This window comes from Agrococcus citreus (assembly GCF_039527715.1).
Lineage (GTDB): Bacteria > Actinomycetota > Actinomycetes > Actinomycetales > Microbacteriaceae > Agrococcus > Agrococcus citreus.
In genome coordinates, this window is sequence record NZ_BAAAKK010000005.1 from 407,075 (window position 1) to 428,512 (window position 21,438).

The following is a 21,438-nucleotide window of genomic DNA, read 5'->3' on the forward strand; positions in this document are numbered from 1 at the left end:
GACCAGCGGATCGGCTCGCCGTCCGACGGGCTGTAGTCGCCCTCGTACGGCTCGTAGGTCGCGGATCCGAACTCGACCGCCTCGGTGCCGGCGACGACGTAGCACGTCGTGACGGTGGCGCCCTCGTCGATCTCGCTCGGGAACGACTCGGTGTTGCACGGCGCGAAGTCGCCGATGAGGCTCACGGTCTGCATGCGCTGGCCGTTCGAGTCGAGCGCGCCCATGTCGCTGTAGAGGGCGGTGTAGGCGAGCTCGACGCCCGCCGGGTCGGCCTTCGTCGCCTCGACCGTCACGTAGTACGTGCGGTAGCCCGCGAGCTGGTCGAGGAAGTCCTGGTCGAGGCCGGCGGCCTCGTAGTCGGCGATCGAGCCCTCCTCGACGCCCGTCACCGTCACGGTGAGCGGCGCGTCGGTCACCGTCGTGCCCGAGCTGAACGTCACCGTCGCGGGCTCGCCGATCGCGAGCTCCGTGCCGGGAGGGGTGAGGTCACCGGCGGCAGCGGGTGCGGCCGCCTCCTCGGTCTCAGCGGGCGCTGCCTCGGTGGTCTCGGCGGGCTGCGTCTCCTCGACGGCCGCGGGCTCCGATGCGGGCGCCGAGGTCGGCATCATGCAGGAGGTGAGGCCGAGCGCGGTCACGGCGACGGTCAGGAGCAGGGCGGGCGTGCGGGTCTTCGGCATGGAGCAGGGTTCGCTTTCGGTCGGGGAGCGGCCCGGAACGGCGTCCGGGGGTGCTGCTCGACACTATCTGCGGAGTCTGCAGAACTCCTCGGGCAGAACTGCCCATGCCGTCGCGTCAGGCCGCGATGCGCTCCAGCGCCGACTTGAAGATATCGAGCCCGTCGAGACCCGCCTTCATGCGCGTGGTGGTCGGGCCGAAGCCCAGCTCGACCGCGTGCTCCGGATGCGGCATGAGGCCGACGACGTTGCCGGCGGCGTTCGAGAGCCCCGCGATCGCGTCGACGGAGCCGTTCGGGTCGTCGCCGACGTAGCGGAAGGCGACGAGGCCCTCGCCCTCGATCCGCGCGACCTCCTCCGGCGTCGCGACGAAGCGGCCCTCGCCGTTCTTCAGCGGGATGACGATCTCCTGGCCCTCGGCGAACCGGCTCGTCCATGCCGTCGAGGTGCGCTCGACGCGCAGCGTCTGGTCGCGGTTCACGAACAGGCCCGACTGGTTGCGCACGAGCCCGCCCGGCAGCAGCCGCGCCTCCGTGAGCATCTGGAAGCCGTTGCAGATGCCGAGGACGGGCATGCCGCGCTCGGCCGCCTCGACGACCTCGGTCATGATCGGCGAGCGAGCTGCGATCGCACCCGACCGAAGGTAGTCGCCGTAGGAGAAGCCGCCCGGCAGCACGAGCGCGTCGACGCCGTGCAGGTCGTGCTCGCCGTGCCACAGCGCGACGGCCTCGTGGCCCGCGAGCCGCACCGCGCGCTGCGCGTCCCGGTCGTCGAGCGTGCCGGGGAAGGTGATGACGCCGACCCTCACTGGGCGGCCTCCTCGATCACGCGCACGCCCACGACGTCCTCGATCACGGTGTTCGCGAGCACGTCGTCGGCGACCTCGCGCACCTGCGCGAGCAGCGCTTCGGTGACCGGTCCGTCGACGCGCAGCTCGAAGCGCTTGCCGACGCGCACGTCGCCCACCGCCCCGTGGCCGAGCCGGGCGAGCGCGCGAGTGACCGCCTTGCCCTGCGGATCGAGGATCTCCGCCTTCGGCATGACGTCGACGACGATGAGGGCCATGGGTCGCTCCCTTGGTAGGCGAGTGCGGTGCGTGGGGTGCGACTCCATCCTACGGATGCGCCGGGTGCCGCACGGGGCGCGTCCGCTCGGCTCCCGGGCGGTCGCGGATCGCGGCGGGCTATTGTCTGTCCATGACGTTCAGGGGCGACGCGAACTTCGACACCAGCACGGTGAGCCGCGGGGGCGGTGGCCGCGGTGGCGGCGGCGCGATCGCGGTCGGCGGCGGCGGCATCCTCACCGTCATCCTCGTGCTCGTCTCGATGTTCTTCGGCGTCGACCTGACGGGCCTCGCGCCGAGCGCGCCGATCGACCCGCAGTCGCAGTCGCAGCAGGGCGAGGAGGTCACCGGCTGCTCGGGCGACGACGCGAACGACCCCGGCAACGTCACCTGCCGGATGGAGGGCGGCGCCGACTCGATGTCGCGCTTCTGGACCGAGACGGCGAACGCCAACAGCATCCAGTACGCCGACCCCTCCGTGCAGCTCTTCGACCGCCAGGTCGAGACCGGCTGCGGCTCGGCCACCAGCGCGGTCGGCCCGTTCTACTGCCCGCCCGACCAGCGCATCTACATCGACACCACGTTCTTCCAGCAGATGCGCGACCAGTTCGGCGCATCGGGCGGCTCGCTCGCGCAGCTGTACGTGCTCGCGCACGAGTGGGGCCACCACATCCAGAACGTCACGGGCCAGCTCGACCGCGTGCAGCAGGGCGACACCGGCCCGCAGTCGTCGGCCGTGCGCAGCGAGCTGCAGGCCGACTGCTACGCCGGCGCGTGGATCGCGGGCGCTTCGCAGACCACCGACGACGACGGCGGCGCGCCCGTGCTCATCGCTCCCACGCAGCAGGAGATGAACGACGCGCTCAACGCCGCGCACACGATCGGCGACGACGCGCTGCAGCAGATGGGCGGCGGCGGCGTGAACCCCGAGGGCTGGACGCACGGGTCGAGCGAGCAGCGGATGCGCTGGCTCGCGACCGGCTACAACGACGGCGTCGGCGCCTGCAACACCTGGGACGCCCCCGAGGTGTGAGTCTCCGCTGGTTGAGCCGCTCCGCGCGCGCAGCGCGCTGAGCGTGTCGAAACCGACCGTTCGCACGCCAGATGCAGGCCGATCGGCTCGAAAGCGCGCCCCATTCGAGCGCCTCGCCCTCTACCTGCGGTGGCGGCTCAGCCCGCGGCAGGGGCGACGGCACCCGTCAGCCGTGCGAGCAGCTCGCGGTAGCGCTCAGCCGTCCGCTCGACGATCTCCGCCGGGAGCGCGGGCGGCTCGCCCTCGCCGTCCCAGTGCTCGGTCAGCCAGTTGCGCACGATCTGCTTGTCGAACGACTCGACGCGGCCCTCGGCGAGCGGCGCGGCGTCCCAGTACCGCGACGAGTCGGAGGTGAGCACCTCATCCGCGAGCACGAGCTCGCCCGTGATGCGGTCGCGGCCGAACTCGAGCTTCGTGTCGGCGAGCACGAGTCCCGCCTCGGCGGCGATCGCGGCGCCCTCCTCGAACACCCGCAGCGACAGCTCGCGGATCGCGGCCGCATCCTCCGCGCCGACGAGCTCGACGGTGCGCTCGAACGAGATGTTCTCGTCGTGCTCGCCCTGCGGGGCCTTCCAGGCCGGCGTGTAGATCGGCTGCGGCAGCGCGTCGCCGTCGACGAGACCGGCTGGCAGCTCGACGCCCGAGATGGCACCGACCTGCTGGTACTCCTTGAGCCCCGAGCCGGTGACGCGGCCGCGCACGACGCACTCGACGGGCAGCATGTCGAGGGTGCGCACGAGCATCCCGCGACCGCGCACGATGTCGGGCGTGCGCGCATCCGCCTCGGGCGCCAGCTGCGACGGCAGCCCGAGCCGGTCGATCCACCAGCGCGTGAGGGTCGTGAGCAGCTCGCCCTTGCCCGGGATCGCGGGCTCGAGCACGTGGTCGAAGGCCGAGACCCGGTCGGAGGCCACCATGAGCACCTCGGGTGCGAGCTGCAGGTCGAGCCCCTCGCGCACGTAGAGGTCGCGCACCTTGCCGCTGTAGGCGAGGTCCCACCCGGCCGCGGCGAGCGTCTCGCGCTCGGAGGCCTCGGCCGGCGCGCTCACGCCCGCGCGGCGATGTCGGTGCGCGCCTGCCCGCCCTCGAGGCGGATGCGCGAGAGGCCCGCGTAGGCGCGCTCGCGCGCCTCGGCGATCGAGGCGCCCGTGCCGACCACGTTGAGCACGCGGCCGCCCGTCGCGGTCAGCCCGTGCTCGCCCGCGCCGGTCGCGGCGTGCAGCACCTGCACGCCCTCGAGCCGCATCGCCTCGTCGACCCCCGTGACGGGGCGACCGGTGATGGGGTCGCCCGGGTAGCCCTCGCTCGCGAGCACGACGGCGACCGCCGCGGCGTCGCTCCACACGAGCGGCGGCGCCGACTCGAGCGAGCCGTTCGCGGCCGCGAGCAGCACGTCGGCGAGCCCCGACTCGATGCGCGGCAGCACGACCTGCGTCTCGGGGTCGCCGAAGCGCGCGTTGAACTCGATGACCTTCACGCCGCCGTCGGTGACGATGAGGCCGCAGTAGAGGAGCCCGACGAACGGCGTGCCCGCGTCGGCCATCGCCGCGATGGTGGGCAGCGCGACGGTCTGCACGACCTCGTCGACGAACGCCTCCTCGCTGCCGTAGCGCTCGGCGAGCCAGGGCAGCGGCGAGTAGGCGCCCATGCCGCCGGTGTTGGGGCCGGCGTCGCCGTCGCCGAGGCGCTTGAAGTCCTGGGCGGGCGCGAGCGGCACGGCGTGCACGCCGTCGGTGATGACGAACAGGCTCACCTCGGGGCCCGCGAGGTACTCCTCGATGAGCAGCGGGCCGTCGGGCAGGAACGCCTCGGCGTGCGCCTCGGCGGCGGCGCGGTCGTCGGTGACGATGACGCCCTTGCCGGCGGCGAGGCCGTCGGCCTTCAGCACCCACGGGGGAGCGGATGCGTCGAGCGCGGCGCGCACGTCGTCGAGCGACCGCGCGATCGAGTCGGTGCCGGTGGGCACGCCCGCGCGAGCCATGACGTCCTTCGCGAACGACTTCGAGCCCTCGATCCGGGCTGCGGCCTTCGTCGGGCCGAATGCCGGCACGCCCACCGCGCGCAGCGCGTCCGCCACGCCCGCGACGAGCGGCGCCTCCGGGCCGATCACGACGAGCTCGAAGCCGCCGTCGACGGCGAAGTCGGCGACGAGGTCGGGCTGCTTGATGTCGATGCGCACCGCCTCGACGTCTGCCGCGATGCCGGCGTTGCCTGGCGCGGCCGTGATCTCGTGGCCGCCCTCCGCCAGGAGTGCCGCAATGATGGCGTGCTCGCGCGCGCCGCTGCCGAGAACAAGGATCCGCACCCGCCTATTGTACGAACCGCGACGCCCGGGCCGCGTCCGGGGTGCGCCCTGCATCGGCTGGGGGTGGGCCGGGTGGCTCCCGCCGAGGCGGATCGCCGGGGATCGGCTGATTGTGCGCCCGAGGCGGTGTGCGCAGAATGGGGGACACCTGGATCGCGGAGAGGCCCACCATGACGAGCACGAGCGTCGCGTCCGCTCCCGCGGTGCGCACCGAACGCCGTCTGCTGTGGTCAGGGCTCCTGTTCGGAGCCGGCGTCGCCGCGTCGGTGGTCGACCTCATGGTCTTCCACCTGCTGCTGCAGTGGCACCACTTCTACGACCTCTCGACGCTCGAGGTCGCGCTCGCCGCGGACGGCATCTTCCACGCCGTCGCGTGGGGCATGACGGTCGCCGGGCTGTTCCTGCTCGCGGATGCCCGCCGTCGCGATGGCGTCCGGTGGTCCCGTTGGTGGGGTGCCGTGCTCGTCGGGCTGGGCGCGTTCCAGCTGCTCGACGCCGTCGTCTTCCACAAGCTGCTGGGCATCCACCAGGTGCGCTACGACGTCGGCCTGCTGCCGTACGACCTCGCGTGGATCGGCGCGGCGGTGGTCGCGCTGCTCATCGGCCTCGCCGTCCTGTGGCGCTCGCGTCGATCGACGTGAGCCCGCTCGCGCTCGTCGGCCACGGGCACGGCGCAGCGACGCCGGGCCTCGACGCGTGGGCGCTCGTCGAGGGAGCGGGGCTCGCGGCGCTCGCCGCTGCCGCCGCGCTGTACGCCCTCGGGCTGTGGGCGTCGCGCCGCCGCAGCCCGTGGCCCGTGCGGCGGGCGCTCAGCTGGTTCGCGGGAGTCGCGTGCGCAGCGATCGCCATCGGCCCCGTCGCTCGCGCGGCGCACGAGAGCTTCACCGCGCACATGGTCGGGCACCTGCTGCTCGGCATGCTCGCGCCGCTCCTGCTCGTGCTCGGCGCACCGGTGACGCTCGCGCTCCGCTCGCTCGCGGTCGACGACGCCCGCGCCCTCTCGCGGCTGCTGCGCTCCCGCGTCGTGCGGTGGGTGACGCATCCGATCACCGCGGGCGTGCTCAACGCCGGCGGGCTGTGGCTGCTCTACGGGACGGAGCTGTTCGCGCTCATGCACGGCTCGGCGCTCGTGCATGCGGCCGTGTACCTGCACATCCTGCTCGCGGGCTGCGTCTTCACCGCCTCGCTCGTGGGCGTCGATCCCGACCCGCACCGCGCATCCCTCCGCGTGCGCGCCACGGTGCTCGTCGCGTTCATCGCGGTGCACTCGATGCTCGCGAAGCGGCTCTACGCGTACCCTCCGGCCGGGGTGGATGCGCTCGACGCGCAGATCGGGTCGCAGGTCATGTACTACGGGGGCGACGTCGTCGACGTCGCGCTGCTCGTGCTGCTCGGGTTGGGGTGGTTCAGGGCGACCCGGCCCGCCCGGCGCGCGGTGGTCGTGGGTGCGACGACGTAGCCTTGCGAGGTGGCGAAGCGCATCCCCGACGTCGACGGCATGGCCGCGGTGACCGCCGCGCTCGCGGAGGAGGCGAGCCGACCCGACCGGGCGCTCGCCGTGCGCTACACGCTCCAGTGCCTGGCCGAGCGGGCGCCGGGCAGGAGCGTCGAGGTGCGGGTGCCGCCCTTCGGCGCGGTGCAGGCCGTCGAGGGTCCCGGCCACACGCGCGGCACGCCGCCCAACGTCATCGAGACCGACGCCGCGACCTGGCTCGCGCTCGCGACGGGTGCGGAGTCGTGGGCGGATGCGATGGCTCGCGGCGTCGTGCGCGCCTCCGGCGTGCGCGCCGACGTGTCGCCCTGGCTGCCGCTCGTGCGCGCCCGTCGGCCTCGCGTCGAGTAGCCCGCCGCGCCGCCGACGTGCCGGTGCCCGAACACAGCATCGAGCCCCATACTGAGCACATGGCCCAGGTCGTCCGCCCGCAGGGGTTCATCGGTCCGCTCGTCGTGACGGTGATCGGCGTCATCCTGCTGCTCAACGGCGTCCCGGCGCTCTTCCAGTGGATCGGCTGGGTCGCCCAGACCGCGCTCGTCATCGGCATCGAGGGGGCGCTCGACACGGCGCTCATGCCGCTGCTCATCGCGGGCGGCGCCACCTTCGTCGGCTTCCTCATGCTGCGCGGCGGCTTCGGTGCGCTCCGCTCCCTCGGTCGCGGCGCGACGCAGCGCGCGCAGGCGCAGCTGCGCGGTGGCGTGCAGCAGGTCCGTGGCGGCGTGCAGCAGGTGCGCCAGGAGGCCGGGCAGCGGTACGGCGAGGCGCGCGCGCAGGCCGAGCACCTGCAGGGCTCGCAGCAGGGCTGGTTCGAGCGCATCGAGTCGCTCGGCCGCGACGTCGAGGCCGAGCGTGCGCGTCGCTCCGGTCAGCAGGTGCCGCAGCAGCAGCGCCCTCCGCAGCAGCGCCAGCAGCAGCCGCAGCGCCAGCCGCAGCCGCAGCGCCAACCGCAGGCCCAGCCGCAGCAGCGCCAGCCGCAGCCGCAGCCGGCGCAGCAGTCTCGGGGTCAGGGCGCGCCCGGCTCCGACCGGCTGAGCCGCATCGAGGAGCTGCGCCGGCAGGTCGACGGCCGCGTCCAGCAGGCGGTCCAGGTGGGCGATGCCGGCACCCAGGCCGCGCAGCGGGTTCGGCAGGCGGCCTTCGAGGAGGCCGCCCGCGTCCAGCAGCGGCAGCTGCCCAAGCCGTCCGACGACATCACGAGGCTCATCGGGCGCCTGGATCGCGCCGATGCCGAGCACGTCCGTCGCCAGGGCTCATCGCTGACGCGCTCGTCGCTCACGACGTCGTCGCTGTCGAAGACGTCGCTGCGCCTGAACTCGCTCCTCGCCCGCCGCCACTGACCGCGGCGCCGGCCCCGCCCCGCACGAGTGTCGAGCTTCCCTGAACTCGGGGTTTCCGGGATGGGATCCCGGAGTTCAGGGACGTTCGACGGAGCAGCGGCGGTCGGGCTAGAGCGACCAGATGAGGAGCACCGCGGCGAAGACGATGCCGGAGGCGATGAGCGTCACCGTCGTGTAGCCGAGGATGTCGCGCATCTTGAGCCCGGCGATCGCGAGCAGCGGCAGCGCCCAGAAGGGCTGGATCATGTTCGTCCACTGGTCGCCGTACGCGACCGCCATGATCGGGATGGCCGGGTCGACGCCGAGGCGCTCGGCCGCGTCGAGCAGGATCGGCGCCTGCACCGCGAACTGGCCGCCGCCCGAGGGCACGAAGAAGTTGACGAGCCCGGCCGACAGCAGCGCGAGCACGCCGAACGTCTGCGGCGTCGCGATCGCCACGAACGCATCCGAGAACACCGCGATGAGGCCGGATGCGGTCATCATGCCGAGGATGCCGGCGTAGAGCGGGAACTGCAGCAGGATCTCGCCGACGTTCGACGCCGCCTCCTTCGTGAGGCGGATGATCTCGAACGGGCTGCGCACGAGCAGGAAGATGAGCGCGAGGAACGACCAGTTGACGATGTCGAGCGTGATCGTGCCGCCCTGCACGAAGTGCACCACGAGGTAGGCGGCGAGCGCGGCGCCGACGATGAGCGTGACGATGCGGCTCGCGTCGATGCGGTCGGCGGGGGTGACGATCTCCTCCTCGTGCTCGACGAGCTGCTCGCGCGCGTCGATCTGCAGCGCGACGATCCGGTCGCTGCCGCGCGGCGCGACGAGCGAGAGCGCGACGGCGACCGCGACGATCGTCGCGACGGCGCCGATGAGGTTCGGGAGGGCGAAGGTCGTCTCGGTGACGGGGATGACCTGGCCGCCGAGGTGCTCGGCGATGAACGAGTCGGGCGTCGCGGCGGTGAGCGGGCCGGAGCCCGAGTAGCCCATGTGCCAGACGACGAAGCCCGAGAACCCGGCCGCGACGAGCATCGGGAAGTGCAGCTGCAGCCCGCGCTCCTTGCCGGAGGCCGCGACCTCACGAGCGAGCAGGCCGCCGACGACGAGGCCGAGGCCCCAGGTGATGAGCGACGCGACGGCTGCGACGACGAAGACGAACAGGTACGCCTGCAGCGCCGTCTGCGGCACGGCCGAGAGCCTCGTCAGCAGCTTGCGCACGGGTCGCGTGTTGGCGAGCATGTGGCCGAGCAGCAGGATGAGCGCCATCTGCGTCATGAAGGCGAGCAGGCCCGAGAGGCCGTCGCCCCAGCCCTTCACGAGGTCGACCGGGTTGGTCTGCGTCACCGTCAGCGCGAGGAGCGCGACGATGAGCGTGAGGATGATGGCGAAGACGAGCGCTGACGGGATCCAGCGCTCGACGACGTTGTTGACCGGGCGCATCGCGCGTGCCAGCGGGGCGCCGGTCTGCTTCGACCTGGCAGGGGCATTCGACATGCTTCACCTCGTTGTGTGTGCGTGGGAGTACGGGGCTAAGGAGCCAACACCCGACACTAGCCGGATGGTCGCGGGCCCAGCGTCGATGCGCGTGGCACCGCTCAGCGCCGGCGCTCGAGCGCGCGGATGCCCACCTTCCGCAGCTCGTCGAACCACAGCACGACCGACGCGAGCGCGACGCACACGAGCCACTGCCCAGGCGCGAGCGGCGCAGTGCCGAACGCGGTCTGCAGGAGCGGCACGTGCACGACGAGCACCTGCGTGACGACGCCGAAGGCGAGCGCGGCCCACAGCCAACGGTTGCTGAACAGCCGGTGGAACGCGGAGACGCGCTCCGAGCGGGAGTTCAGCGCGTTGAACAGCTGCGCGAGCACGAGCGTGGTGAACGCCGCGGTGCGCGCGGTCTCGACGTCCTCCGAGCCCTCGATGAGCCCGCCGGGCAGGAAGATGTCGATCGCGAGCAGCGTCACGATCGCCATCACCGCCCCGATCGCGATGATGCCCGACCACATCTGCCCGTCGATGACGCGCTCGTCCGCGCGCCGCGGCGGGCGTGCCATGACGTCCTCCGTCTCGGCGTCGACGCCCATGGCGAGCGCGGGACCGGAGTCGGTGATGAGGTTGATCCAGAGGATCTGCGTCGCGAGCAGCGGCACGACGATCGACTCGCCGTGGCCGGTGAGGCCGAGGTAGCCCGCGAGCATGACGCCGAAGAACATCGTCAGCACCTCGCCCATGTTCGACGAGAGCAGGTAGCGCAGGAACTTGCGGATGTTGCCGAAGATCACGCGGCCCTGCCGCACCGCCGCGACGATGGTCGCGAAGTTGTCGTCGGTGAGGATCATCGCCGCGGCCTCCTTCGAGACCTCGGTGCCGGTGATGCCCATGGCGACGCCGATGTCGGCCTTCTTGAGCGCCGGCGCGTCGTTCACGCCGTCGCCGGTCATCGAGACGACCTGCCCGTCGGCCTGCAGCGCGTCGATGATCTGCAGCTTGTGCTCGGGCGCGACGCGCGCGAAGACCGAGACGTCCCGTGCCGCAGCCCGCAGCGCATCGGCGTCCATCGCGTCGAGCTCGGGACCGGCGATCGCCCGGTCACCTGCAGCGGCGATGCCCAGCTCCTGCGCGATGCGCAGCGCGGTCGAGGGATGATCGCCCGTGATCATCACGACTCGGATGCCGGCCCGGTGCGCCGCGGCGATCGCCGTCGCGGCCTCGGATCGGGGCGGGTCGATGATGCCGACGGTGCCGACGAAGATCAGTCCCTCCTCGAGCGCGAGCCCGGCCTCGGGGTCGAAGTCGCCCGCGGCGTCGGTGGCGGATGCGTGCTCGTCGGTCTCGAGCGGACGGTACGCGACCGCGAGGGTGCGGAGCGCCTGCGCCGACATCGAGTCGACCGACGCCTGCACCCGGCGTCGATCGTCGTCGGTGAGGTCGGTGACCTCCATGCCCGAGCGCACGCGCGTGCAGTGCTGCAGCAGCACGTCCGGGGCGCCCTTCGCGACCAGCACGGGCCGCCCCCGCCCGGTGCCGTCGAGCGGGTGCTCGGCGTCCTCGACGATCACCGACATCATCTTGCGCTCCGACGTGAACGGCACCTCGCCGACGCGGGTGAAGCGCTGCTCGCGGCGCTCGGTGAGGCCGGCCTTCCGCTCGGCGACGACGAACGCGGCCTCGGTCGGGTCGCCCACGACGACCCAGCTGCCGTCCGCGTCCTGCCGCACCTCGGCATCCGACGCGAGCGTGCCGCCCGAGAGCACGACGATGTCCTCGGCGCGCAGATCGAGCCCGGGATCGCTCTCGAGCAGCGGGCTGCCGTCGACGAGCACGTCGCCGTCGGGCGCATAGCCGACGCCCGTGATGTCGGCGACCCCCGAGCCGGTGTGCACGCGCAGCATCGTCATCTCGTTGCGCGTGAGGGTGCCCGTCTTGTCGGAGCAGATCACCGAGGCGGAGCCGAGCGTCTCGACCGACGAGAGGTGCTTGACGATCGCGCCCTGCCGGCTCATGGCCTGCACGCCGATCGAGAGGACGACCGAGAGGATCGCCGGCAGCCCCTCGGGCACCGCCGCGACGGCGAGCGAGACGCCGACGAGGAGCACGTCGACCGCATCCTGCAGCGACCCGATGCCGCTCGTGAACCCGATCGCGCCCATCACGACGACCGCGATGACGATCACTGCGATGCCGAGGGTGCGGCTGACGCCCGCGATCTCCTTCTGCAGCGGCGTCGGCTCCTGCTCCGTCTGCGCCAGCATCGTGGCGATGTGGCCCATCTCGGTCTGCATCCCGGTGGCGGTGACCACCGCGCGTCCCACGCCCTGCGTCACCGCGGTGCCCTTGAACACCATGTTCGCGCGGTCGCCCAGTGGCACGGCCTCCGGCAGGGTCGTCGCCGACTTCGTCACCGGCACCGACTCGCCGGTGAGCGACGCCTCGGCGATCTGCAGCGACGACGACGACAGCAGCCGCGCATCCGCCCCGACCGAGTCGCCCTCGGCGAGCGCGAGGATGTCGCCCGGCACGAGGTCAGCCGCCGGCACCTGCTCGGAGCGGCCGTCGCGCACCACGGTCGCGCTCACCGCAGCCATGCCCTGCAGCGCGGCTACGGCATCCGCCGCCTTCGCCTCCTGCACGTAGCCGAGGATCGCGTTCGCGATGACGATCGCGATGATGACGATCGCATCGATCGGCACCCCGCGGGCGCCCTCGAAGAGCCAGGCGATCGCCGAGATGACCACGGCGCCCAGCAGCAGGTAGATGAGCGGGTCGGCGAACTGCCGCAGGATGCGCCGCCAGGCGGGCTCGGGGGGCGCCGCGTCGAGCTCGTTGGCGCCGAAGCGCTCGCGGCGCGCGGTCGCCTCCGCGGCCGAGAGGCCGGTCGCGCTGTCGACCTCGAGCGTGGCGGCGGCGTCGCTCGCATCGACGAGCGCCCAGTCGGTCGCGTCGAGCGCTGCTCGCGGATGGGACGTCGGTGGGACGGGGGAGTCCATCATGGTCCGTGCTCCTGTCGTCGCTCCGGCGTCCCGCGCGTCGTCCGCCGCTGCTGCTGGCAACCTATCGGCTCCCTCGGCGCACCGACCCGGCGCGGGAGCGGCCGCGAGCGGCGTGGGATGCTGGATGCCATGGACGCCACGCCCGACACCTCGCAGCCCGACGGCGGAGCGCAGCGCGCCGAGACGCGCGAGGAGCTGCGCGTCACCGTGCGGCGCTCGCCGAAGTACGGCGTCTTCATGGGCATCGGCGCGATCATCGGCGTCGTCGTGGCGTGGATCCTCTCGGCCATCTCGACCCCGGGTCTCGACGAGGCCGGTCGGCCGGTCGACACCACGCCGGTCATCGGCCTCATGATCGTCATCGGCGTCGTCGTCGGCGCGGTGCTGGGCGGGATCGTGGCGCTCATCGTCGACCGTTCGCTCGTGAAGGGCTCGCGCACCGTGCTCGCCGAGCGCGTCGAGACACGCGGCGCGGATGCGTCGGACGAGCCGGCCGCGGACGCCGACGACGCCGTCTTCGACCGGCTCGAGCCAGCCGAGCAGCCGGTCGCCGACGAGTCGGCGCCGAGTGCAGCACCCGAGGACGACCGTCCCGGCGAGGCTTGACGTGCCGGCTCGGCGCGCGCGGCTCGGGTCGGCGCACGCCGTCGCGTGGGTCGGCTGGGGTGCAGCGGCGACGCTGATCGCCCAGCAGCCCATCCCGCCGTCGTCGCTCGCGCTGGGGGCAGCGGTCGCCGCGGTCGCCGCGGCGATCGTCCTGCTCCTGCCCGCCCGTGCCGTGCCGCGCATGGGCGTCACCGCGCTCACCCTCGCGGCGATCGCCGTGGTGGTCTGCGCGATCGCGTGGTGGCAGTTCGGCTCGCTCCAGGTCTGGCCGCTCGTGCCCTGGCTCGCCGCCGCCGCCGCGGGGCACGCGCGCGCGACCGCAGCCGCGGCCGCCGCCGATCCCGCGCTCGCGCCGCTCGTCCGCCTCGCGCCGACCCTGCTCGCCCTCGCGCTCGGCGCGGCTGCCGTCGCCGGCGCCACAGCGCCGCGGCNNNGCCGGCGCCACAGCGCTGCGGCTGTCGCCGCTCGTGGTGCTCGTGGCGATCGCCGTGCTCCTGCTCGTCTCGCTGCTGCTCGCCGCCGGACAGGCGACGGCGCGGACCGCGCCGCGAGAGCCGGCGCCAGAGCTCGTGCGGCCTGCCGCGCGACTCGTGCCGCTGCTGGCGCTCGCGGTCGCCGGCGCTGTCGCGCTCGTCGCGCTGCGCCCCGCGCTCTCGGCGCTCGGCGCCGCCGAGTCGCAGGCAGCCGGTCCCGCCGCGCTCACGCTCGCGATCGGCGGGCTCGTCGGGCCGCCGCTCGCCGGGCTCGTCAGCGGAGCGGGCATCAGGAGGGGCGGTGCGCTGCTCGCCTCCCTCGGCGGCGCTGCCGCGCTCGTCGCGCCGATCGCGAGGCCCGGGGCGCTCGACCTCATCGCGGGTGCCGTGCTCGGCGTCGCGCTCGCCGCGGCGGTCGCGCTCACCGAGCTCGCGCGGCGCTCGGGGGTCGCGATCCCGCCGAAGGGCGTGGCCGCGCTGCTCTTCGCGGGCTCGCTCGGCGCACTCGTCGCGGGCCTGCTGCTCGCGGCCGTGCCGCTGCCCGACGTCGTGCTCGGCGCATCCATCGCCTGCCTCGTCGCCGGTCTCGGCGCCTGGGCGCCCGCCCCGCGGGAGCGGGTCGCGCAGCGTTCCGCTGGCTGAGCCGCGCAGCGCCCCGCCGCTGGTCGACCAGCAGGGGAGTCAGCGCCCTGCGCGCCCGGGTCGGCTCGACCAGCAGGGCCCGCCGGTCAGCTGAGCTGCGTGCGCTCCACCCAGTCGAGGTACTCCTCGGTGACGGTGCCGGTGACGTACTCGCCCGTGAAGCACGACATGTCGAGGCCCTGGATGTCGGAGCCGTCGAGGATCGCGCGCTGCAGGTCGTCGACCTCCTGGTAGACGAGGAAGTCGCTGCGCAGCGCCTCGTTCACCTGCGGGATGGAGCGGCCGGAGGCGATGAGCTCGGAGCGCGACGGCATGTTGATGCCGTAGACGTGCGGGTAGCGCACGGGCGGTGCGGCCGACGTGAAGGTGACGGAGTTCGTGCCGACCGAGCGCATCATCTCGACGATCTCGCGGCTCGTGGTGCCGCGCACGATCGAGTCGTCGACGACGAGCACGTTCTTGCCGCGGAACTCGCTCTCGAGCGCGTTGAGCTTCTGCTTCACCGACTTCTTGCGCTCCTGCTGCCCCGGCATGATGAAGGTGCGGCCGACGTAGCGGTTCTTGTAGAACCCCTCGCGGTACTCGATGCCGAGCCGGCGGGCGACCTCCATCGCCGCGGGTCGCGACGAGTCGGGGATGGGCATGACGACGTCGATCGATCCCGAGGGCGTGTAGCGCTCGATGGTGTCGGCGAGCCGCTCGCCCATCCGCAGGCGCGACTCGTAGACGTTGATGCCGTTCATGACCGAGTCGGGGCGGGCGAGGTAGACGTACTCGAACGAGCACGGCAGCAGCACGGGGGAGTCGTGCGTCTGCGCCATCGCGATCTCGCCGTCGGGCGTGATGAAGACGGCCTCGCCCGGCGCGACGTCGCGCTCGATCGTGAAGCCGGAGCCCGTGAGCGCGACCGACTCGCTCGCGACCATCCACTCGGTGCGGCCGCTCTCGGCGAGCCGCGAGCCGAGCACGAGCGGGCGGATGCCGAACGGGTCGCGGAAGGCGAGCAGGCCGTGGCCCGCGATGAGCGCGATCACGCCGTAGGAGCCCTCCACCCGCTCGTGCACGCGCCGGACGGCGGTGAAGAGCCGGTCGGCGTCGAGGTCGCCGCCCTTGACGAGCGTCTGCAGCTCGGAGCCGAGCACGTTGACGAGCATCTCGGTGTCGCTGCCCGTGTTGACGTGCCGGTGGTCGACGGTCGCGAGCTCGCGCTCGAGCTCGCGCGTGTTCGTCAGGTTGCCGTTGTGCACGAGCACGATGCCGTATGGCGCGTTCACGTAGAACGGCTGCGCCTCGAGCTCGTTCGCCGCCTCGCCGCGCGTCGCGTAGCGCACGTGCCCGAGGCCGATGGTGCCGAGCAGGGCGCGCATGTCGCGGGTGCGGAACGCCTCGCGCACCTGGCCCTTGGCCTTCTTCACGTGGATCGAGCGGGCCTCGGCGGTCGCGATGCCCGTGGAGTCCTGCCCGCGGTGCTGGAGGAGCGCGAGTGCGTCGTACACCTGCTGGTTGACGCTCGAGTCGGAGACGATGCCGACGATGCCGCACACAGGCGAGCTCCTTCTGTCGCGGAGGGGAGGATCCCAGCCTACCGAGCCGGGCGTGCCCGCCCGCGTCCGGGGGGGGCATCCACGGCACGTCCAGCAACCGGATGCACGATGGGGTACATGAGCGTCGACACCGAATCCATCAAGAACCTGCCCGAGCAGACCCAGGAATGGCCCGGCTGGACCGACAAGCTGCAGCCCGTGCCCGACCACGGCGAGACGAGCTACGTCGGCCGCGGTCGGCTCGAGGGCAAGCGCGCCCTCGTCACCGGCGGCGACTCCGGCATCGGCCGCGCGACGGCCATCGCCTTCGCGAAGGAGGGCGCCGACGTCGCGATCGCCTACCTGCCGCAGGAGCAGGAGGACGCCGACGAGACGAAGCGCCAGATCGAGGCGGCCGGTCGCAAGGCTGTGCTCGTCCCCACCGACCAGCGCACCGACGAGGCCAACCGCGAGCTCGCGCGGCAGGCGGTCGAGGGGCTCGGCGGCATCGACATCCTCGTGAACAACGCCGGCTACCAGATGGCGCAGGACTCGCTCGCCGACATCACCGACGAGCAGCTGCGCCAGACGTTCGAGACGAACATCTTCGCCATGTTCAACCTCACCCGCGCCGTGCTGCCGCACATGGGGGAGGGCGCGAGCATCATCAACTGCTCGTCGATCCAGGCGTTCGACCCGTCCGAGACGCTGCTCGACTACGCGTCGACGAAGGCCGCGATCAACAACTTCACGGTCAACCTCGCCGCGCAGGTCGGTGAGCGCGGCATCCGCGTGAATGCCGTCGCCCCTGGCCCCATCTGGACGCCGCTGCAGCCCTCGACGAAGCCCTCGGTGAAGGACTTCGGCATGAACGCGCCGCTCGGTCGCCCCGGCCAGCCGATCGAGGTCGCGACGGCGTTCGTCTACCTCGCGAGCGACGAGGCGAGCTACGTCTCGGGCACCGTGCTCGGCGTCACGGGCGGCAAGCCGGTCTTCTAGGCATCACTCGCCGGCGGGACCCCTTCCACCGAACCGGACCTGGTGCACCGGGTCCGGTTCGGTGGGAGGGGTCCCGTTGCGGTCGGGGCGCCGTCAGGCCGCGACGCGGTCGCGCGCCGCGGCGAACGCCGCGACCGCGCGATCGACGTCGTCGTCGGAGTGGGCGGCCGAGAGCTGCACGCGGATGCGCGCCTCGCCCTTGGGTACGACGGGGAACGAGAAGGCGGTGACGTAGACGCCCTCCTCGAGCATCGCATCCGCTATCTGGCCCGCGAGCCGGGCGTCGTGGAACATCACGGCGATGATCGGGTGCTCGCCGGGCAGCAGCTCGAAGCCCGCGGCCTCCATGCCCTCGCGGAAGCGCACCGTGTTGCGCTGCAGCCGCTCGCGCAGCTCGCCCGCACCCTCGACGAGGTCGAGCGCCGCGATCGAGCCGGCCACGACCGACGGGGCGAGCGCGTTCGAGAAGAGGTAGGGGCGCGAGCGCTGGCGCAGCAGGTCGACGATCTCGGCGCGCGCCGCGATGTAGCCGCCCGAGGCGCCGCCGAGCGCCTTGCCGAGCGTGCCCGAGATGATGTCGATCCGGTCCTGCACCCCGGCGAGCTCCGGCGTGCCGGCGCCGGTCGGGCCGGTGAAGCCGACCGCGTGCGAGTCGTCGACCATCACCATCGCGTCGTAGCGCTCGGCGAGGTCGCAGATCGCCTCGAGCGGTGCGAGGTAGCCGTCCATCGAGAAGACGCCGTCGGTGACGATGAGCCGCCGTCGCGCGCCCGCTGCCTCCTGCAGCCGAGTCTCGAGCTCGACCATGTCGCGGTTGGCGTAGCGGTAGCGGGCCGCCTTCGACAGTCGGATGCCGTCGATGATCGAGGCGTGGTTGAGCGCGTCGGAGATCACCGCGTCCTCGGCCGTCAGGATCGTCTCGAACAGCCCGCCGTTGGCGTCGAAGCACGACGAGTAGAGGATCGCCGCCTCCTGCCCGAGGAACGTCGCGAGCCGCGACTCGAGCTCGAGGTGCTGGGTCTGCGTGCCGCAGATGAACCGCACCGACGCCATCCCGAAGCCCCAGTCGTCGAGCGCGGCCTTCGCCGCCTCGACGACGCGGGGGTGGTCGGCGAGGCCCAGGTAGTTGTTGGCGCAGAAGTTGAGCACCTCGGCGCCGCTCGCGACGACGGTCGCCGACTGCGGCGAGTCGAGCGGCCGCTCGCGCTTCGTGAGGCCGGCGGCCTCGATGTCGGCGAGCTCTGCGGTGATGGATGCGCGGGCGGAGAACACGGGTCAGGCTCCCTGGGTGTCGAGGTGGGCTTCGGTGCCGGTGAAGTCGAGGATGACCTTGCCGGAGGCGCCCGAGCGGGCGCGGTCGAACGCGGACTGCCAGTCGGCGAAGGCGAAGCGGTCGGTGATGACGGGGGCGACGTCCAGGCCGGTCTGCGCCATCGCGGCCATCGCGTACCAGGTCTCGAACATCTCCCGGCCGTAGATGCCCTGGATCGTGAGCATGTGCGAGACGACCTTGCCGAAGTCGACCTCGATCGGCCGCGACGGCAGCCCCAGCATCGCGATGCGGCCGCCGAAGTTGAGGTTCTCGATGGTGCCGACGAGCGCGGTGGGGGAGCCCGACATCTCGAGTGCGACGTCGAAGCCCTCCTGCATGCCGAGCTCGCGCTGCACGGCGGCGATCGGCGAGACGCCGTCGACGGATGCCTGCTGCGGGTCGAGCGCGCGGAAGCCGAGGCTGCGGGCGAGCTCGAGCCGCGGCTCCGCGATGTCGGTGACGACGATGTGTCGCGCGCCGGCGTGCCGGGCCACCATCGCCGCCATGAGCCCGATGGGGCCGGCGCCCGTGACGAGCACGTCCTCGCCGATGACCGGGAACTTGAGCGCCGTGTGGACGGCGTTGCCGAACGGGTCGTAGATGCCGAAGACGTCGAGCTGCGCGGGAGTGACGGTCTCGCGGGTCGCGCCGGGGTGCACCCACACGTTCGACGCCGGCAGCACGACGAGCTCGGCGAAGCAGCCGTCGCGCTGCACGCCCAGGTTCGAGGTGCGGATGCAGAGGTGCCGGCGGCCCGCGCGGCAGTTGCGGCAGTGACCGCAGACGACGTGGCCCTCGCCCGACATGATCTGGCCGACCGAGAAGTCGGTCACGCCCTCGCCGACCTCGACGATCTCGCCGCAGAACTCGTGCCCCACGGTGACGCCGGGCGTCACGGCCGACTCGGCCCACGCATCCCATGCGTCGATGTGGAGGTCGGTGCCGCAGATGCCGGCGCGCAGCACGCGCACCTTCACGTGCCCGGCGGGCGTCTCTGGCTCGGGCAGCTCGATCAGCTCGAGCCCTGGCTTGCCTCGGGTCACGAGTGCATGCATGGGTGTCTCCGTCGACGGTGGTGGGTGTGCCGCTCCCATCCAACCACCCGCTCCCCGAGCGGTTGAGATCCTGGGGGTGCGCGGCTCGGTAGCCTGGGGGGCATGACCGATCCGTATGCGTCCGCCGGCGTCGACACCGAGGCGGGCGACCGCGCGGTGGAGCTCATGAAGGCTGCGGTCTCGCGCACCCACGGCCCCGGCGTGCTCGGCGGTGTCGGCGGATTCGCGGGCCTGTTCGACCTCTCGGCCGCAGGCTCGTACGCGAAGCCGCTGCTCGCCACCTCCACCGACGGCGTCGGCACGAAGATCGCGCTCGCGCAGGCGATCGACAAGCACGACACGATCGGGCAGGACCTCGTCGGCATGGTCGTCGACGACATCGTCGTCGTGGGCGCCAAGCCGCTGTTCATGACCGACTACATCGCGTGCGGCCGGGTCGTCCCCGAGCGCATCGCCGACATCGTGCGCGGCATCGCCGAGGCGTGCGAGGCCACCGGCACGGCGCTCGTCGGCGGCGAGACGGCCGAGCACCCCGGCGTGATGGCGCCCGACGACTACGACATCGCGGGCGCCGCGGTCGGCATCGTCGAGGCGGATGCGGTGCTGGGGGCCGAGCGCGTGCGTGCGGGCGACCACGTGGTCGCCATGGCGTCGTCGGGGCTCCACTCGAACGGCTTCTCGCTCGTGCGGCACATCCTCGCCGAGCGCGGGATCGGGCTCACCGATCGCGTCGACGAGCTCGGCGGTGTGGCCGCCGAGGCGCTGCTCGAGCCGACGCGCCTGTACACGCTGCCGCTGCTCGGGATGCTCGAGCGGGGCCTGGGCGTGCGCTCGATCTCGCACGTCACCGGCGGCGGCATCGCCGCGAACCTGGCGCGCGTGCTGCCGCAGCGCCTCGCGGTCGAGATCGACCGCAGCAGCTGGCAGGTGCCGGCCGTCTTCGGCGCGCTCGCGCAGCTCGGCGGCTTCCCGCTCGAGCAGGCGGAGGGCACCTGGAACCTCGGGCTCGGGATGCTCGTGGTGGTCGACGAGGCCGACGTCGCGGCGGTCGTCGCCGCGAGCGAGGCGGCCGGGATCCCCGCCTCGACGGTGGGGCGCGTCGAGCAGGCGCCGGCCGCGGCAGGCGCCGATGCCGGATGGGTGCAGGGCGCGAAGGGCGTCGACGGCGGCGCCGTGCGCCTGGCAGGCGCCTACCGCTGACCTGGAGACGTCCAGGAGATTCGGACCCGGGCGGCGTACGGTGGCCCGTGGTTCGACCAAGGCACGCGACAGCGACGACCCCGGGAGGTACGAGATGCAGCCAGACGCAGACCGCTTCCGACGCCGCGACTCCGGGCCGGTCGCCGAGCAGTCGCCGCCCGTCGCGGACGAGGGCGAGCCGTCGCGGGAGCGCCCGGCGAGCGACGCGCAGCGGCCTCGCTCCGCGGCCTCGCAGCACGGTGCCCCTCGGTATGGGGCACCGCAGTATGGGGCACCGCAGTACGGGTCACCGCAGCATGGGGCGCCGCGGTACGGCGCGCCGCAGTTCGGCGCTCCGCAGTACGGTCCGCCGCAGCAGCCCGGCTCCGCGGCGCAGGTTCCCGGCGCTCGATTCGCGCCACCCGCGCTCGCCGCGCGGGACGCGCCGCTCATCCACCCGGCCGCCGCGCAGGCGTCGAGCGTCCTGCCGTACGGGATCCCCGTCTATCACGCGCCGGTCTACGCCTACGCGCCGCAGCCGCAGCGCGGCCTCTCGATCACCGCGCTCGTGCTCGGCGCCTGCTCCTTCCTGTTCGCATGGACGCTGGTGGTGGTGCCGATCATCGGCATCGTCTTCGGCTTCATCGCCCTGCGCCGCGAGCCGGCGGGGAGGGTGATGGCGATCATCGGCCTCATCGGATCGGCGATCGGCCTGCTCTGGGTGCTGCTCGTCTACCTGCTGCCGCTCCTCGGCGTGCTCGGGGCGATGCTCTTCGCCATGGGATCGGCCTGACGCTCCGAACTACCAGTGTCGAGCGACCGTTGTCCGGCCGTAGGCTTGGGCGGGCGCGAACCGCGTCCGCTCCAGACTTCGTCACCCGAGGAACCACCCCATGACCTACACCCCTCCCGAGCAGCCCGCCCAGGGCGGCTACCAGGCATACCAGCCGAGCTACGGCGCGACCTACAGCGGCGCCCCGGCCTCGACCTCGAAGAAGCTCTCGATGTGGGGGCTCATCCTCGGCATCTCCAGCATCATCATCCCGATCTGGATCAACGCGATCGCGGGCGCCGTGCTCTCGGGCATCGGCCTCGCGAAGGAGCCCGCGGGCAAGACGATGGCGATCTGGGGCCTCGTGACCTCGGTGCTCGGCTTCATCTGGGCCTTCATCTTCTGGCCCGTCGTGCTGTTCGGCATCATCTTCGCCGCGGTCGCGCCCTACGCGACCACCGGTTCCTGACCCATCGCTCGACGACGCGG

At 72.7% G+C, this 21,438-nt stretch carries 21 protein-coding genes; 11 read left to right on the forward strand and 10 right to left on the reverse strand.

The features are described 5' to 3' along the window. From ABD106_RS10785 to purS, 3 genes are all read right to left on the reverse strand, one after another. Positions 1-677: hypothetical protein (locus tag ABD106_RS10785; RefSeq protein WP_343920228.1), on the reverse strand; the 677-nt coding region annotated here is incomplete at its 3' end. A 115-nt stretch (positions 678-792) separates the two neighbouring features. After that, positions 793-1,482 carry a phosphoribosylformylglycinamidine synthase subunit PurQ gene (gene purQ / locus ABD106_RS10790; RefSeq protein WP_343920230.1) on the reverse strand — a complete coding sequence of 230 codons (690 nt, stop codon included), beginning with the start codon at positions 1,480-1,482 and terminating at the stop codon, positions 793-795. Then, on the reverse strand, positions 1,479-1,739 hold the full coding sequence (purS, locus tag ABD106_RS10795; protein ID WP_343920232.1) for a phosphoribosylformylglycinamidine synthase subunit PurS: 261 nt from the start codon (positions 1,737-1,739) through the stop codon (positions 1,479-1,481). Before purS ends, purQ begins: the two co-directional genes overlap by 4 nt. 131 nt (positions 1,740-1,870) lie before the next feature. On the opposite strand from purS, the gene ypfJ reads away from it, so the two are divergent. Then, positions 1,871-2,770 (forward strand): KPN_02809 family neutral zinc metallopeptidase, encoded by a 900-nt coding sequence (gene ypfJ / locus ABD106_RS10800; RefSeq protein WP_343920234.1) that lies wholly within the window; start codon positions 1,871-1,873, stop codon positions 2,768-2,770. Positions 2,771-2,907: 137 nt separating this feature from the next. Here the strand turns inward: ypfJ and ABD106_RS10805 are convergent, their stop codons facing one another. Beyond that, positions 2,908-3,819, reverse strand: coding sequence for a phosphoribosylaminoimidazolesuccinocarboxamide synthase (locus ABD106_RS10805; RefSeq protein WP_343920236.1), 912 nt, complete (start codon positions 3,817-3,819; stop codon positions 2,908-2,910). Further along, entirely contained in the window at positions 3,816-5,075 is a 1,260-nt protein-coding gene (gene purD, locus ABD106_RS10810; RefSeq protein ID WP_343920238.1) for a phosphoribosylamine--glycine ligase, read from the reverse strand. The genes ABD106_RS10805 and purD overlap by 4 nt, the downstream gene beginning before the upstream one ends. Positions 5,076-5,245: 170 nt before the next feature. Between purD and ABD106_RS10815 the strand changes: the two genes are divergently transcribed. The 4 genes from ABD106_RS10815 to ABD106_RS10830 are packed head-to-tail and all read left to right on the forward strand — an operon-like array spanning position 5,246 to position 7,907. Further along, on the forward strand, positions 5,246-5,716 hold the full coding sequence (locus tag ABD106_RS10815) for a DUF2243 domain-containing protein (RefSeq protein ID WP_343920240.1): 471 nt from the start codon (positions 5,246-5,248) through the stop codon (positions 5,714-5,716). Continuing rightward, positions 5,713-6,534 carry a cytochrome c oxidase assembly protein gene (locus tag ABD106_RS10820; protein WP_343920242.1) on the forward strand — a complete coding sequence of 274 codons (822 nt, stop codon included), beginning with the start codon at positions 5,713-5,715 and terminating at the stop codon, positions 6,532-6,534. Before ABD106_RS10815 ends, ABD106_RS10820 begins: the two co-directional genes overlap by 4 nt. A 9-nt stretch (positions 6,535-6,543) precedes the next feature. Further along, positions 6,544-6,918, forward strand: coding sequence for a sterol carrier family protein (locus tag ABD106_RS10825; RefSeq protein ID WP_343920244.1), 375 nt, complete (start codon positions 6,544-6,546; stop codon positions 6,916-6,918). Positions 6,919-6,977: 59 nt separating this feature from the next. Further along, a complete protein-coding gene (locus tag ABD106_RS10830; RefSeq protein WP_343920246.1) occupies positions 6,978-7,907 on the forward strand; it encodes a hypothetical protein in 930 nt (309 codons plus the stop codon). Positions 7,908-8,015: 108 nt separating this feature from the next. On the opposite strand, the gene ABD106_RS10835 is transcribed toward ABD106_RS10830, so the two are convergent. Together ABD106_RS10835 and ABD106_RS10840 are read right to left on the reverse strand one after the other, a co-directional pair. Next, positions 8,016-9,392 carry a short-chain fatty acid transporter gene (locus tag ABD106_RS10835; protein WP_343920248.1) on the reverse strand — a complete coding sequence of 459 codons (1,377 nt, stop codon included), beginning with the start codon at positions 9,390-9,392 and terminating at the stop codon, positions 8,016-8,018. Positions 9,393-9,493: 101 nt separating this feature from the next. Further along, positions 9,494-12,388 carry a cation-translocating P-type ATPase gene (locus tag ABD106_RS10840; RefSeq protein ID WP_343920250.1) on the reverse strand — a complete coding sequence of 965 codons (2,895 nt, stop codon included), beginning with the start codon at positions 12,386-12,388 and terminating at the stop codon, positions 9,494-9,496. Positions 12,389-12,517: 129 nt separating this feature from the next. On the opposite strand from ABD106_RS10840, the gene ABD106_RS10845 reads away from it, so the two are divergent. Further along, positions 12,518-12,994: a hypothetical protein gene (locus tag ABD106_RS10845; RefSeq protein WP_343920252.1), complete on the forward strand. Its 477-nt coding sequence runs from the start codon at positions 12,518-12,520 to the stop codon at positions 12,992-12,994. Between the two features lie 470 nt (positions 12,995-13,464). Continuing rightward, positions 13,465-14,109, forward strand: a complete 645-nt coding sequence (locus ABD106_RS10850; protein ID WP_343920254.1) for a hypothetical protein — start codon at positions 13,465-13,467, stop codon at positions 14,107-14,109. Positions 14,110-14,195: 86 nt separating this feature from the next. Here the strand turns inward: ABD106_RS10850 and purF are convergent, their stop codons facing one another. Beyond that, the gene (gene purF / locus ABD106_RS10855; RefSeq protein ID WP_343920256.1) at positions 14,196-15,653 is read right to left on the reverse strand and encodes an amidophosphoribosyltransferase; all 1,458 of its coding nucleotides are present in this window, start codon (positions 15,651-15,653) and stop codon (positions 14,196-14,198) included. A gap of 117 nt (positions 15,654-15,770) precedes the next feature. Between purF and ABD106_RS10860 the strand changes: the two genes are divergently transcribed. Next, positions 15,771-16,631 carry an SDR family oxidoreductase gene (locus tag ABD106_RS10860; RefSeq protein WP_343920258.1) on the forward strand — a complete coding sequence of 287 codons (861 nt, stop codon included), beginning with the start codon at positions 15,771-15,773 and terminating at the stop codon, positions 16,629-16,631. A 93-nt stretch (positions 16,632-16,724) separates the two neighbouring features. On the opposite strand, the gene ABD106_RS10865 is transcribed toward ABD106_RS10860, so the two are convergent. Together ABD106_RS10865 and tdh are read right to left on the reverse strand one after the other, a co-directional pair. After that, a complete protein-coding gene (locus ABD106_RS10865) occupies positions 16,725-17,903 on the reverse strand; it encodes a glycine C-acetyltransferase (RefSeq protein ID WP_343920260.1) in 1,179 nt (392 codons plus the stop codon). A 3-nt stretch (positions 17,904-17,906) separates the two neighbouring features. Further along, positions 17,907-18,998 carry an L-threonine 3-dehydrogenase gene (tdh, locus tag ABD106_RS10870; RefSeq protein ID WP_343920262.1) on the reverse strand — a complete coding sequence of 364 codons (1,092 nt, stop codon included), beginning with the start codon at positions 18,996-18,998 and terminating at the stop codon, positions 17,907-17,909. Between the two features lie 102 nt (positions 18,999-19,100). Here tdh and purM point away from each other — a divergent pair, with 102 nt between their 5' ends. The 3 genes from purM (at position 19,101) to ABD106_RS10885 (ending at position 21,418) form a co-directional block, all read left to right on the forward strand. Then, positions 19,101-20,198 carry a phosphoribosylformylglycinamidine cyclo-ligase gene (gene purM / locus ABD106_RS10875; RefSeq protein WP_343920264.1) on the forward strand — a complete coding sequence of 366 codons (1,098 nt, stop codon included), beginning with the start codon at positions 19,101-19,103 and terminating at the stop codon, positions 20,196-20,198. Positions 20,199-20,292: 94 nt separating this feature from the next. After that, positions 20,293-20,970: a DUF4190 domain-containing protein gene (locus ABD106_RS10880; protein WP_343920266.1), complete on the forward strand. Its 678-nt coding sequence runs from the start codon at positions 20,293-20,295 to the stop codon at positions 20,968-20,970. Positions 20,971-21,070: 100 nt separating this feature from the next. Next, a complete protein-coding gene (locus tag ABD106_RS10885) occupies positions 21,071-21,418 on the forward strand; it encodes a hypothetical protein (RefSeq protein WP_343920268.1) in 348 nt (115 codons plus the stop codon). Positions 21,419-21,438 lie beyond the last annotated feature (20 nt).

What these genes read in the sequence shown, in the direction of transcription:
- purS (WP_343920232.1), bottom strand. Translation starts at nt 1,739, where the DNA reads ATGGCCCTCATCGTCGTCGACGTCATGCCGAAGGCGGAGATCCTCGAT.
- ypfJ (WP_343920234.1), top strand. Translation starts at nt 1,871, where the DNA reads ATGACGTTCAGGGGCGACGCGAACTTCGACACCAGCACGGTGAGCCGC.
- ABD106_RS10815 (WP_343920240.1), top strand. Translation starts at nt 5,246, where the DNA reads ATGACGAGCACGAGCGTCGCGTCCGCTCCCGCGGTGCGCACCGAACGC.
- ABD106_RS10830 (WP_343920246.1), top strand. Translation starts at nt 6,978, where the DNA reads ATGGCCCAGGTCGTCCGCCCGCAGGGGTTCATCGGTCCGCTCGTCGTG.
- ABD106_RS10835 (WP_343920248.1), bottom strand. Translation starts at nt 9,392, where the DNA reads ATGTCGAATGCCCCTGCCAGGTCGAAGCAGACCGGCGCCCCGCTGGCA.
- ABD106_RS10840 (WP_343920250.1), bottom strand. Translation starts at nt 12,388, where the DNA reads ATGATGGACTCCCCCGTCCCACCGACGTCCCATCCGCGAGCAGCGCTC.
- ABD106_RS10845 (WP_343920252.1), top strand. Translation starts at nt 12,518, where the DNA reads ATGGACGCCACGCCCGACACCTCGCAGCCCGACGGCGGAGCGCAGCGC.
- ABD106_RS10860 (WP_343920258.1), top strand. Translation starts at nt 15,771, where the DNA reads ATGAGCGTCGACACCGAATCCATCAAGAACCTGCCCGAGCAGACCCAG.
- tdh (WP_343920262.1), bottom strand. Translation starts at nt 18,998, where the DNA reads ATGCATGCACTCGTGACCCGAGGCAAGCCAGGGCTCGAGCTGATCGAG.
- purM (WP_343920264.1), top strand. Translation starts at nt 19,101, where the DNA reads ATGACCGATCCGTATGCGTCCGCCGGCGTCGACACCGAGGCGGGCGAC.
- ABD106_RS10880 (WP_343920266.1), top strand. Translation starts at nt 20,293, where the DNA reads ATGCAGCCAGACGCAGACCGCTTCCGACGCCGCGACTCCGGGCCGGTC.
- ABD106_RS10885 (WP_343920268.1), top strand. Translation starts at nt 21,071, where the DNA reads ATGACCTACACCCCTCCCGAGCAGCCCGCCCAGGGCGGCTACCAGGCA.